This is a genomic window from Candidatus Pelagibacter sp. Uisw_106, assembly GCF_047724975.1.
Lineage (GTDB): Bacteria > Pseudomonadota > Alphaproteobacteria > Pelagibacterales > Pelagibacteraceae > Pelagibacter.
This window is the reverse complement of the sequence record NZ_CP159819.1, coordinates 528,812-541,981: the sequence shown is the minus strand read 5'-3', so window position 1 is coordinate 541,981 and position 13,170 is coordinate 528,812. Positions and strand designations below refer to the sequence as shown.

Genomic DNA, 13,170 nt, shown 5'->3' with positions numbered 1-13,170 from the left:
TAGTCTAAAAATCATTGATGTCAAAAGTAGCAACAAGATTTGCTCCCTCACCTACTGGAGCTCTCCATATTGGCGGTGTAAGAACTGCTTTATTTAACTGGCTATATTCAAAAAATCAAAAAGGAACATTTCATCTTAGAATTGAAGATACTGATAAAGAAAGATCTAAAGATGAACATAAAATTCAAATTATTAAGTCTTTAAAGTGGATTGGCATTGAACATGATGGTGATGAATACATTCAATCAACTAAAATTGATGATCATATAAATGTGGTAAATGAACTACTTAAAAATGGACATGCTTATAAATGTTATTGTTCAAGTGAGGAAATAGAAGAGCAAAAAAAAAGAGCAAGACAAAAAAAACTTCCCTATACTTACAATAGAAAATGGAGAAATCTTCTAGAATCAGATGCCCCTAAAGATATCAAACCAGTAATTAGATTTAAAAGTAAAATTGATGGAACTTCAGTACTAAAAGATTTGGTACAAGGAAATGTTGAAATAGAAAATATTATAATAGAAGATTTTATAATTTTAAGAAATGATGGAACACCAACATACAATCTTTCAGCAACCGTAGATGATCACCAAATGAACATGACACATATAATCAGAGGTGATGATCATAAAATTAATACGTTCAAACAGATGCAAATATATTTAGCAATGAAATGGGAAATTCCTTTATTTGCTCACATTCCACTAATACATACTATTGAAGGGAAGAAACTATCAAAAAGAGATAATGCATCGACATTGGATGATTATTCTAAGATAGGAATAATGCCTGATGCTTTAAGAAATTATTTATTAAGGTTAGGCTGGTCTTATCAAGATAAAGAAGTATTTACACTAGAAGAAAGCATTCAGCACTTTAATTTAGAAGGAATTGGTAAATCTCCATCAAAGCTAGATATGAGCAGAATATTATCAATGAATGAACATTATATTAAGAGTATTGATGAAAATGAACTTTATGATCATCTTGTCAAATATTGTGAAATTTATAAGGAAAAAATTAAACCAGAAAAAGAAGCTAAGATTAAACCTTCATTAACTTTTCTTAAGAATAAAGCAAAAACATTAGAGGATATATTTAATAACGCTAAATATATAATTTTTGATGATGTAAAATTTGAAGATAAAGATTTAGAATTAATTGACGATAAAGCAAAAAATATAATTAAAGAGTTTAAAGAAAAACTAATTTTAATAAATACATTAAATAAAGAAACACTTGAACCCATAATTAATAATTTAATAAAAAAATATGAAACTAATTTTAAAGGCGTAGGACAACCATTGAGGGTTGCTTTAACTGGATCAAAATTTGGTCCTGGTTTATATGATATAATAATTTCTTTGGGGAAAGAAGAAGTAGAAAGAAGATTAGGGAATAAGATAATTATTTAAGATTAAAGCTGCTTCACTTGATGAAGAAGATTTTGATTTGATACCTTCTAAAGTTTTTTCACACTCAGCTAATTGTTTTTCGATCAATTTTGGATTTTTAAGAAAATATGTAACTGTTTTGTATATTTCTTCTGCATTACATTCTTTTTGTAATAATTCCGGAATTACTTCTTTGTCGTTAATTATATTAATGATATTTGCAAATTTAACATTAACCAATAATTTAAATATCATAAAATTTATAAAACTTAATTTGTAAATAATTATTGAAGGAATATTTGCACTAGAAATTTGGAGTGAAATTGTTCCAGATTTAGAGACTGCAAAAATTGAATTGGATAAAACCTGATCTTTTATATTTTCATCTGAAATAATATCTATATTATCTAAATAGGTATTTTTTACCTTATTGATTATAAATTCTTTATTTTCATCTGTTGCATGAAAAACAAATGAATGATCAAGATTTTTTTTGTTCATCAATTTAATAAAATTCAATAAAATTGGTAAAAGAACATTTGTTTCTGATTTTCTACTACCTGGAAACAAAGATATAATTTTTTTATCTTTAGAAATTAAATTATCTAATGTTGTTATTACATTATCTTTTTTTTCAATTAAGGGATGACCAACAAAAGTATTCTTAATATTTTCTTCATCAAAATATTTTTTTTCAAATTTAAATAATAAAAGCATATGATCAATAAATTTTTTAATTTTTTTAACTCTATTTTTTCTCCAAACCCATACCTGGGGAGCAACATAATGAACTGTTTTTATGTTCTTGTTAATATTTTTTACCTTTTCAGCAACTCTTAGTGTAAAATCGGGACTATCAACACTAAACAAGATATCAGGATTAAATTTTATAATCTCATCAACAGTTTTGTTAATTTTTTTTCTAATCTTAAAAATATTAAATAGTACGCTAGTAAAACCAAGGTATGTAATGTCTTTAAGATCAAAAATAGATTGAATTCCTAATTTTTTAATATGTGTTCCCCCAACTGACAAATATTCAATATCAGGATTATCTATTTTAAGTTTTGAAATAACTGTTGAAGCTAATTTATCGCCAGAGGGCTCACCTGTTAAAATAAAAATTTTTTTCATATAATTTTAATAAAAATCTTATTTTTATTAGCAAAATTTATACATTTAGCCTTATCTAAGAATATATTTTTATTAGATTTTAAAACTATTCCCTTTAAGCCATATTTTTTACAATCTTTTAGAGTTTGAAGACCAATAGTTGGTAAATCCATTCTTAAATCTTGTTTTTTTTTTGGTAGCTTAATCAATATTCCTTCTGATTTTTTTTTTAACCTTGATAACATTTTTTTTGTTCCCTGTCGGTCTTCAGTTGCTAAGATAGTGTTATCTTTAACAATAACTGCCTGAACGTGATCTAGGTTATTTAGTTTGCTGAAATAAGTAATTCCTTTTTTAATAGAATTACTATCACTCAAATTAGCTTTCAATTTAGTATAGTTTCCACTTTTAACAGTTAGTTCGGGATTAAAAAAGATAGAACTAATAACATTTATATTTTCATTATCTAAAATTTTTATTATAGCTTTAATAATTGCTGCATCACCTAATTTTGCTGCTCTTATGATACCAGGCATATAGTAAACGCCCTTAAGGTCTAATCTTAATGTTGAAAACTTTGGTTTTGAAATTTTACCTGCAAATAATACTTTTTTTGATTTTTTTTCCTTAATTAAACTTATTATTTTACCAAACTTACCCATACTAATTCGATGAGAATTTTTATCTTTTTTAAATTTATTATTTTTTGAAAAATCAATGATAAAATATTCTTTTTTTAATCTTTTTATTTTTTTAAGGACAGTTTCTGAAAAATCAGTATCTCCTAAAAAAAGTCCAATCATTTTATTTTGAATATGGTGTACAAATAGGTCTTTTTTTATCTTTCTCTAAAAAATTGACTACTTCTAATACAAGTTCATTATTTTTATAATCTTCATTTAAATTAATTAAATTTTGAGTTAAGTTTTCATCCTTAAAAATTTCTTTATACGCATCACTTAAATTCATAATTTGTTTATTTGGAATATTCTTTCTTCTTAAGCCTATTAAATTTAATCCTTGTAATACACTTCGATTTCCATGAGCTATTCCATATGGTATAACATCTCTTACAACGCCACACATTCCTCCTATCATTGCTGACCTTCCAACTCTGGTGAACTGCTGTACAGCTGAATTGCCTCCAATTATAACATTACTTTCTATATGTGCATGTCCACCTAAAGGAACATTGTTAGCTAAAATAACATTATTTTCGACCAAACAATCATGTGCTATGTGTGAGGAAACCATAAATAAGCAGTTATTGCCAACCTTAGTTAATCCACCACCGCCAGTAGTACCAGGGTTAATAGTTACATATTCTCTAATTTTATTATTGTCACCAATTTCAAGCTTTGTTTGTTCACCATTAAATTTTAAATCTTGAGGATCATTTCCAATTGATGCAAATGAATAAATCTTATTGTTATTTCCAATTTTGGTATGACCAACGATACTTACATGGGATTGTATTATGGAATTATCTCCTACTTCAACATTGGGACCTATTATAGTATAAGCACCAACATTAACATTAGTGCTAATTTTTGCTTTTGAATCTATGATTGCTGTTTTGTGTATCATTTATTATTCTTTAAAAAATCTCTAATATTTTTTGCTGGATATCCCATTACTTTTGAATTATCCGAAATATCCTTTATAACACCACTACCGCCAGCTATTTCTACGTTATTCCCAATTGTTAAATGACCAGAAATACCAGCTTGTCCACCAACTCGAACATTGTTACCAACGATAGAACTGCCAGCAATTCCTACTTGTCCTGCTATGATTGAATTATCACCAATCTTAACATTATGTGCAATATGAATTTGATTGTCTAAAAATGTATTTTTACCAATTACAGTATTTGACATGGAGCCTCTATCAATAGTGCAGGCACATCCGATTTCAGAATTTTCACCAATTATGACAATTCCAATATGCGGATATCTAAGATTTTTTGTATTAATAGGAAAAAAACCAAACCCGTGTTTGCCGATAACACAATTATCTAAAACTGTAACGTTATTATTAATTAATGTATTTCTTATAATAACATTTGATCCTATTCTGCAGTTGTCTCCAATTGAAACATTCTGCTCAATAATAGTATTATGTCCAATTAAACAATTGGATCCAAAGATAACATTGTCACCAATTAAAACATTTTTTCCACATTTAACTTTATCTTTAAATTTTGTTTCAGTTATATCTCTAGCTGTATAATCAAAGTTATCGTTAATTGAACTAGGGTAAAATTTTGATGTAACTTTAGAAGTTGAAACCAAAACATTCTCAACGACAAATGGTGTGCAGCTTTTTGGTAGTTCGCTTTTTAAACTTTCAGTTGTTATGCAAAAAGAGGCCTTAGTATTCTTTGCAATATCTTTATATTTTTTAGAATGAAAAAAAGTAATGTCATTTTTTTTCGATGTGAATAAATCTTTGATATCAGTTATTTTTTCATCATTAGCAATTATAAGGTTATTAAGATTTAATAGCTGTAAAATATTTGAAATTTTAAAAGGACCGTTGTTTTTAAAAAAAGGATTGATCATAAAATCCTTTTTACCAAAGCAAATTAATCTGTGTTATCAAGATTTGTTGCTGATTATTTCTTATCTACAATTGTGGCTGACCATTGGGCATCAGCCATTTTTTTTCCATCAACAAAAGCATCACCCTTATATTTCCAAACCCTTCCGTGTGTTCTGGTTGCTTGGATTTTTAATTCCAATTTGCAATCAGGTATAACTGGGTTTCTAAATCTAGCTTTTTCTATGCCCATTAAAAATACTAATTTGTTATCATAAGTTTCTTTGTCTAAGCCATGTGCTGTTAATGCAGCAGCAGCTTGACCAAAAGCCTCAACTATCAGAACTCCGGGCATAACTGGATTATCAGGGAAATGACCTTCTACAAAAAAACTATCCTTTTTAACATAAACAATTGCTGTAGCTGAAGACAATTTTTCAATATCGTATAACTCATCAATTAGAAGCATTGGCTCTCTGTGTGGAAGCAAATTTATAATTTGTTGCTTATTAAGATTATTTTTTATCATCTATTTAATTATAAAATCTTTAATATCTGTATTTATAATTTTAATAATTTCATCAGTAATGTCTAGTTCTGTTTTACCAACAATTAAATTTTTTTTTTGTAATATAATAGTTATTTTTTCGTCGTTAGAAAATTTTATTAAAATTGGATTAATTAATTTTAAAAACTTATTTGTATTATCTGCTTTTAAATTATTAAAGTCTTCAATCATTTTATTTCTAATTTGATTGTATTTATTAATTTCAGATTTTAAATCATTCACCTTATTTTTAAAATCAGTTTCTGATATAATATTTTTTTGGGAAATCAATTTTGTTTCTTTTTCTTTAAACTTTTTTTCTTCTTTTTTTAAAAATATTGAATTTTTATTTTTAATAGCATCGAATTGCTTTAAAATTGACAAACCAGGATTTGATGTTGAGATTGCTTTATCCATATCAATAAATGCTATTTTTTGTTCAGAATTAACAGGCGTAAAAAAAAAAGAAAAATAGTAAGAATAGAAGAAAATAAAAGTTTCATTAAAAAGTAGTTCCTAAGTTAAATCTGAATGATTCAGTTATATCATTTTTACTTTTAGAGATTGGTTCAGATAAAGAAAAGTTTAATGGGCCAACAGGTGTAAAAAAATCTACAGCTATACCGATTGATGATCTAATCTTACTTTCATTTTTTAAAGTTGAGTTATAATCTACACCCCAAACATTTGCTGCATCAAAATAAATAGAAAAATTTGTATTTTGAAAATTTGGCAATATTTGAGGAAGAGTTGTTGACATATTAATTGAAGCTGCATAGTTTCCCCCTACATAATCTGCCCCATCTTTAGGACCAACTTTACCAGATTCAAAACCTCTTAGCTTACTTGATGGTAGAAACAATCTATCAGAAAGTTTAACATCTTTACCACTTAATGAATTAGTTGTTTTTACAAAAAAACCAATAGAAAAAATGTTCTCATCTAACCATTCATTATAGATTTTATAATCATAGGCATTTGTTAAAGTATAACTTTCACTGATTAAAGGGATATTTTGAGTGAATCTGCTAATATAACCATCTGTTGTTTTGTATTTTTGATCTCTTTTATCATATGTAAAAGTTTGATTAAAAAAAGTATCAAAATATGAGCCTTCTTGTTTTTTCATACTTGAAGAAGCAGTCGAATCTGTATCAAGTTTTTCAACATAAGCAGAGACTCCTGTATTCCAATATAGATCATCATAAAATTCAAAACTACTGCCAACAGAAAAACCAGTTTTATTTGATTCATATCCAAAATTTTTAAGTCGATCAGTTATTGTACTTTCTACTGATACATTTAAGGATCTATTAGATCCTTTAAAATTTGGGTTATTTAGTGAAATTAGACCCTTTAAAGTTTCAGCGCTCACAGTAGCATCAGATGAAAACTCTATACCCCTACCAAGAAAGTTATTTTCTTTTACACCAAAAGCAATTGTGCCTCCACTGGTACCGACGCCAGCACCAGCCATAATTTCACCAGTTGGCTTTTCTTCCACAGTAATATTTATTATTTTTTTATTATTATTGGGACTATCCAAAATTTCTGACTGAACATTTTTGAAAAAATTAAGTGATCTTAAATTATTTAATGTTTTATTTTGAAGCAATACATTAAATGCATCACCTTCGTCGACAAATATATTATTTCGTATTACCTCTTCACGTGTTACATTATTACCAAGTATATTGATTTTCTCTACATAGAATTTTTCCGTTTCTTCTATATCAAATGTAAGATTAATTAAATTATCTACAGTTTGTTCTTTAACGGTAGAATTTAAAAATTCAAATTGTTCATTTAAAACAATTTTATCGATTTCATCCAATATTTTATTGATTGAATTTAGTGAGTAATTTTGACCTTTAAGTTCATTAAATACTTTATTCAGTTGTTCAAAATTGCTAAGTTCATAATCTATAGGAAGGTTAAGGTTAAATTCATTAAAGTAAAATTTTTCACCAGATGAAATATTATAAATTATTTCAAACTCGTCATTACCAATGTAATTTGCAAAAGACGACTCTATTATTACATTAAAAAAACCTTTGTTTTTATAAAAGATATTAAGTAATCTTTTATCAAAATTAATAATATTTTCGTTTAAATATTTTTTACCAGAAATAAATTTCCAAAATTTATACTCCTCACTAAGTATTATACTTTTTAATGTACTGTCCTTAAATTTTTTATCACCGATAAATGAAATCTTTGAAATTTTGGATTTTTCACCAAGTTCAATTTCGTAAAAAAGATCTATTTTATTTTCACCTAAATCCTGAAATGATGATGTGATTTTTGAAAAATAGTAACCTTCGTTTTTAAGGTAGTTTAATATAGAAGTTTCATCTTTTTTAATTAATGCAGAGCTATAAGAAGACCTATTTTTTAAAGTCAAGATTTCATACAACGACTTTTCTGTTTTTTTTCTCTTAATTCCTTTAATAAAAACAGTTTGAATGATTGGATTTTCCAATACTTCAATTGTTAGATTGTTATTTTCAATTTTGACAGTAACATCTTTGAAAAAACCAGACTTATATAATTTTTTTAAAATTTCATTTATTGAATTTTCATCTAAGGATTCATTATCGGGAATTTCTGAAAAAACTAATATTGTTTCATTAGAAATTCTTTCATTGCCATTAACAATAATTTTTTCATAATTTTTTGAATAAACAGAAAAGGAAAAAAAAATAGAAAAAATAATAAATTGAAAAAAAAACCTAAACATAGCGAGTTTATACACTCATGGAGTCAATTTTTAAACTTACATAATCAGCTAAAAGATTGATTTCATCAATACTTTTTGGTCTTTTTGACTTAAATTTATTAAATTGAGGAATATTACAAATTTTTAACAAAATATTCGATATATCAGTAAATCTAATCTTCCCTTCCAAAAAAAGATTCACCAACTTATCATTTGCACTAACAATAACTGTTTCAAATAAGGAATCTTCTTCATCCAAGTTTTTAAGAATATTGATCACTGGAAATCTAATCTTATCAACTTTTTTAAGATCTAAATTGTTCAAAATTTTAATATTAATTTTTTTTGATTCAATTTTTTTATCTTCATTAAAATAAATCGAATTAAATATTGGGATTGTCATATTGGTGTCATGAATTAATAGTTTTGATAAACCATTATTAAATTTTACTATTGCATGTAAGTATGATTTTGGGTGGATTAATATTTCTAGTTGATCATAATTTAGAGCAAAAATTTTTTTTGCTTCTATAACTTCAAAAACTTTATTCATCATGGTTGCAGAATCAATTGTAATTTTTTTCCCCATTGACCAATTAGGATGATTTAAAGCATTCTTAATGGAGATATTTTTAAATTTTTTTAATGGAAATTTTCTAAAAGGTCCACCAGATGCCGTTATATAGATTTTTTCAAAGTTTTTTTTATTACCATTTATTAAAGACCAAATAGAAAAATGCTCAGAATCGACAGGTATAAATTTAGTTTTGTATTTTTTTAAATCTTTCTTTATTAAATTCCATCCACAAATAATGGACTCTTTATTGGCTATAGCTATAGTTTTGGTATATTTAATAATATCTAATGTTGGTTTCAAACCTTGAAAACCTGAAATGGCACACATGCTATAGTCAATTTTTTTATTTTTATTAAAAATTTTATCTAATATATCAAAATTTTTAAATACTTTAATTTTGGTATTTTTTAAATGTTTGGTTGCAAGTAAGAATGAGTTGTTATCAGTTATGATAATATTTTTAACCATAAAAATTTTAGCCAGTCTTATTAATTTTTTATAATCTTTATTTGCTGTAATTAACTCGATTTTAAAAGTTTTTTTATCTTTTTTAATAATATCTAATAATGAAGATCCAATAGATCCAGTGGCTCCAAAAATTGCAATTTTTTTCATACTAAATGATCATAAACAAATAAACACCAAAAGGAATTGCAAAAATTATACCATCTATTCTGTCCAGAATCCCACCATGACCAGGTAATATATTGCTTGTGTCTTTAACCTTTGCTTTACGCTTAAGAAATGAGATAAACAAATCTCCAAGTTGTGAGATTAAAGATATCATAATCGTTAAAAAAATAACTTTTGATAAATTCATATAACTTAATTTATCATAAAAAAATGGAATCAAAAAAATTGAAAAAATAAGTGAACCGATAGATCCTGAAATTGTTTTATTTGGGCTAATCCTGGTAAGCTTTTTACCTTTAAATATTTTCCCAACAGTCAAGCCTCCTACATCTGACATTATTGAAATCAAAATTGAGTATAAAAGATAAATTTTAAGATTTGAATAGTAAGTTTCGATTAATAAAATAAAAAAAACTAATCCTGCCAAATAAAACAATGAAAGTGCTTTGCAAAAAAATCTATATATTTTGTCCTTAATAAGATTTTTTTTTATAATTTTTGATATTAAAGCATAAAATTCAATCCATGTAATTATTGCTATAACAACCAAAGAAATAAACATTATATATGAGTAAAAAGACATTGCCGTTAACAAAGAAATTAAAAATATAGATGTGATTATTCTTTTTTTAAGATTTGAATTCATTAAATTGATCCAAAGTTTCTTTTGATATTTTTAAACTTATTTAAGATTCTTTTAAAATCTTTATCTGAAAAGTCAGGCCATAATTTCTTTTCAAAAAAAATTTCTGTATATGCTAACTGCCAAAGTAAAAAATTACTCAACCTCTGTGTATTTCCTGTTCTTATTAATAATTCAGGATTGGGTATATTTTTGGTATAAAGATTGTTATCTATATTTACTTCATTCAATAGAATTTTTTTTAGTTTAATCATTTTAATTGAATTAATTAGTTCATTTTTAGAGCCATAATTTAAAGCAATATTAACTTGTAGTGAATTATTATTTTTAGTTTTTTTTTCTGATAATCTTATTAATGTCTGAAGTTTTATTGGTAACTTGTTTAATTCACCGATAAATTTAAGTTTAATATCACTTTTAATAAGTTTATTAATTTTTTTTCTTAAAAAATTTTCAAGCAAATTAAATAAAAAAATGATTTCATTTTTTGGTCTTTTCCAATTCTCTGAAGAGAAAGTGTAAAGAGTTAAATATTTAATCTTCTGATTAATACATTGGTTGATAACCATTTGAACAGTATTTAATCCCACTTTATGACCAGCATTTCTAGATTGTTTATGCTTTATACCCCACCTACCGTTTCCATCCATAATGATGGCAACATGATTAACTGGGTTCATATGGTCATTATTTCTTTTTCTTTAGCTTCAACTTTGGTATCTATAGTTTTAATGTGCTCGTCAGTAAATGTTTGTACCAATTTCTCATTTATTTTTTCATCATCTTCACTAATTGCTTTGTCTTTAACTAAGCTTTTTAAATCATCATTGGCTTCTCTTCTAATATTTCTAATTGAGATCTTACATTTTTCACCCATAGATTTAATTAATTTTTTAATCTCCATTCTTCTCTCTTCATTTAAATCTGGGACAGGTAACCTAATTAATTGACCATCAATTTGAGGATTTAAACCTAATTCTGATTTTTTTATTGCAGTATCTACAAGTGGAACGTTATTAAGGTCCCAAACTTGGATATTAATTGTTCTAGCATCTGGAGTCGTTATGCTTGAAACTTGATTTAATGGCATCGCTTGTCCATAAACATCGACTTTAACAAGGTCTAGCATTGAGGCGTTTGCCCTACCAGTTCTTAGTGAAGTTAATTCTTTTTGAAAAACCTCAATGGTTTTATCCATCTTCTGACTATATATTTTTTCATTAAACATTTATTCACCTATTTTAATTCTAAAAAAATTGTTAATCTTTAAATCAGGTATGTTAAGTTCTCTTACAACATCTTGCACTTTCTTTTTAGGTTCCATAACCCAGGCTTGTGTTAACAAAGCATTTTCCTCTTTAAATTTATTCATTTTACCTAAGCTAATTTTTTGTGCAATCTCCTTAGGTTTTCCTGAGTTTTTTAACTCTTCTGTAATAAGATCTTGTTCTTTTTGAAGTAGATTTTTATCAATCAAATCTGAACTCAAAGCTAAAGGATTTGATGCAGCAATATGCATTGAAAGCTGTTTACCAAAAGCTTTAACACCATCACTACCATCTGAGGTCTCAAGTGAAGTTATAACGGATAATTTAGATAAATTATCTTTAACCACAGTATGCAAATAATTAAAATTTTTAGAACCTGATTGGTTAAATGTTTTAGCTTTACCAACTGTTATCTTTTCACCCATTTTTGCGATTAATGCTACTAGACTATCTTCAACCGTTTCACCATTTCCCATTTTTGATTTATTAAGTTTTTCTAAATCAGATAAATTTTGATTATTCAATTCACTCAATTCTTTTGCAAAGGATACAAAATCATCATTCTTAGCAACAAAATCTGTCTCACAGTTAATTTCAATAACAGATATTTTGCTTTCATCTCCAGAGGTTGCAATAACACCTTCTTTAGCATCTCTTGACATTTTTTTTGAAGCTTTAGAAATTCCTTTAACTCTTAAGATTTCTACTGCTTTATCTAAATCACCATCAGATTCTTTAACTGCCAAGTTACAATCTTTAAATCCAGCTCCAGTTGCTTCACGTAATTGTTTTACTTTTTCTAAATCACTCATATTAATTCAACTTTTCTTTATCTTTTTTTGAAAATTTAGCATCTAACTTCTCTCTATCGATCTCTTGAATAGTTTTTGAAGAAGCTTCTTTTACTTTTATCTCACCGACATCAAGTTTTTCTTCAGATTTAGATGGAGTTGCTTTTTTTGCATTTTCAATAGTTTCTTTTACTAAATTACAATATAGATCAATTGCTCTTCTAGCATCGTCGTTACCAGGAATTGGATAGTCAATACCATCAGGATTAGAATTGCTGTCAAGTATAGCACAAATTGGAATACCTAATTTAGATGCTTCAGCAATAGCTAAAGATTCATAATTTGTGTCAATAATAAAAACTAGATCAGGAACTTTTTTCATTTCTGCTATTCCACCTAATGCTCTTTCTAATTTATCTTTTTTAACACTCATCTTTAATAGTTCTTTTTTTGTAAAGCCTCTATTTTCAGCAACAAGATCAGCCTCATATTTTTTCATCTTTTTAATTGATCCCGAGATTGTTCCCCAGTTAGTTAACATTCCACCTAACCACCTGTAGTTTACAAAGTATTGTCCAGTTTCTTTTGCAACTTCAGCAATTGCTTCAGATGCTTGTTTTTTTGTAGACACAAAAAGAATTTTACCATTATTGGCAATCGTATTATAAACTTTCTCTAAAGCTACATTTGTTAATTCTAATGTCTGTGTTAAATCAATAATGTGAATTGAATCTCTTTTTCCAAAAATATATTTTTTCATTTTTGGGTTCCATCTTAAAGTCTTATGACCTAAATGAACGCCTGCTTCTAATAGTTGTTGGATATTTAGACTTGGTATTTTCATATTTATTCCCGGTTAAGCCACCACAGTATTTTCCATTTAAGGACCGGAGGTATAAAACCACAAACTGTGTGCGTGTTAATTTAATTTAAGAGTTATT

At 26.4% G+C, this 13,170-nt stretch carries 14 protein-coding genes; 1 reads left to right on the top strand and 13 read right to left on the bottom strand.

Annotated features, from left to right (window positions below):
* The first annotated feature begins 17 nt into the window (after nucleotides 1-17).
* Nucleotides 18-1,418, top strand: a complete 1,401-nt coding sequence (gene gltX, locus ABXT45_RS02890; RefSeq protein ID WP_415314288.1) for a glutamate--tRNA ligase — start codon at nucleotides 18-20, stop codon at nucleotides 1,416-1,418.
* Here the strand turns inward: gltX and lpxB are convergent.
* The 13 genes from lpxB to rpsB form a co-directional block, all read right to left on the bottom strand.
* Nucleotides 1,395-2,531 carry a lipid-A-disaccharide synthase gene (lpxB, locus tag ABXT45_RS02885; protein ID WP_415314287.1) on the bottom strand — a complete coding sequence of 379 codons (1,137 nt, stop codon included), beginning with the start codon at nucleotides 2,529-2,531 and terminating at the stop codon, nucleotides 1,395-1,397. The genes gltX and lpxB overlap by 24 nt on opposite strands.
* Complete coding sequence (gene lpxI, locus ABXT45_RS02880; protein WP_415314286.1) at nucleotides 2,528-3,313, bottom strand: UDP-2,3-diacylglucosamine diphosphatase LpxI domain-containing protein; 786 nt, start codon at nucleotides 3,311-3,313, stop codon at nucleotides 2,528-2,530. Before lpxI ends, lpxB begins: the two co-directional genes overlap by 4 nt.
* A 1-nt stretch (nucleotide 3,314) precedes the next feature.
* Complete coding sequence (lpxA, locus tag ABXT45_RS02875) at nucleotides 3,315-4,097, bottom strand: acyl-ACP--UDP-N-acetylglucosamine O-acyltransferase (protein ID WP_415314285.1); 783 nt, start codon at nucleotides 4,095-4,097, stop codon at nucleotides 3,315-3,317.
* Nucleotides 4,094-5,074: a UDP-3-O-(3-hydroxymyristoyl)glucosamine N-acyltransferase gene (gene lpxD, locus ABXT45_RS02870; RefSeq protein WP_415314284.1), complete on the bottom strand. Its 981-nt coding sequence runs from the start codon at nucleotides 5,072-5,074 to the stop codon at nucleotides 4,094-4,096. The genes lpxA and lpxD overlap by 4 nt, the downstream gene beginning before the upstream one ends.
* A gap of 53 nt (nucleotides 5,075-5,127) precedes the next feature.
* A complete protein-coding gene (fabZ, locus tag ABXT45_RS02865) occupies nucleotides 5,128-5,580 on the bottom strand; it encodes a 3-hydroxyacyl-ACP dehydratase FabZ (protein WP_415314283.1) in 453 nt (150 codons plus the stop codon).
* Nucleotides 5,581-6,015: an OmpH family outer membrane protein gene (locus tag ABXT45_RS02860; protein WP_415314282.1), complete on the bottom strand. Its 435-nt coding sequence runs from the start codon at nucleotides 6,013-6,015 to the stop codon at nucleotides 5,581-5,583.
* Nucleotides 6,016-6,100: 85 nt separating this feature from the next.
* Complete coding sequence (bamA, locus tag ABXT45_RS02855) at nucleotides 6,101-8,338, bottom strand: outer membrane protein assembly factor BamA (RefSeq protein WP_415314281.1); 2,238 nt, start codon at nucleotides 8,336-8,338, stop codon at nucleotides 6,101-6,103.
* A gap of 7 nt (nucleotides 8,339-8,345) precedes the next feature.
* Complete coding sequence (locus ABXT45_RS02850) at nucleotides 8,346-9,509, bottom strand: 1-deoxy-D-xylulose-5-phosphate reductoisomerase (protein ID WP_415314280.1); 1,164 nt, start codon at nucleotides 9,507-9,509, stop codon at nucleotides 8,346-8,348.
* A gap of 1 nt (nucleotide 9,510) precedes the next feature.
* Nucleotides 9,511-10,173, bottom strand: a complete 663-nt coding sequence (locus ABXT45_RS02845) for a phosphatidate cytidylyltransferase (RefSeq protein WP_415314279.1) — start codon at nucleotides 10,171-10,173, stop codon at nucleotides 9,511-9,513.
* Nucleotides 10,173-10,850 carry a polyprenyl diphosphate synthase gene (gene uppS / locus ABXT45_RS02840; protein ID WP_415314278.1) on the bottom strand — a complete coding sequence of 226 codons (678 nt, stop codon included), beginning with the start codon at nucleotides 10,848-10,850 and terminating at the stop codon, nucleotides 10,173-10,175. Before uppS ends, ABXT45_RS02845 begins: the two co-directional genes overlap by 1 nt.
* Nucleotides 10,847-11,398 carry a ribosome recycling factor gene (gene frr / locus ABXT45_RS02835; RefSeq protein WP_415314277.1) on the bottom strand — a complete coding sequence of 184 codons (552 nt, stop codon included), beginning with the start codon at nucleotides 11,396-11,398 and terminating at the stop codon, nucleotides 10,847-10,849. The genes uppS and frr overlap by 4 nt, the downstream gene beginning before the upstream one ends.
* Nucleotides 11,399-12,250, bottom strand: coding sequence for a translation elongation factor Ts (gene tsf, locus ABXT45_RS02830; protein WP_415314276.1), 852 nt, complete (start codon nucleotides 12,248-12,250; stop codon nucleotides 11,399-11,401).
* 1 nt (nucleotide 12,251) lies between these two features.
* Nucleotides 12,252-13,073, bottom strand: coding sequence for a 30S ribosomal protein S2 (gene rpsB / locus ABXT45_RS02825; RefSeq protein WP_415314275.1), 822 nt, complete (start codon nucleotides 13,071-13,073; stop codon nucleotides 12,252-12,254).
* Between the last annotated feature and the right edge of the window lie 97 nt (nucleotides 13,074-13,170).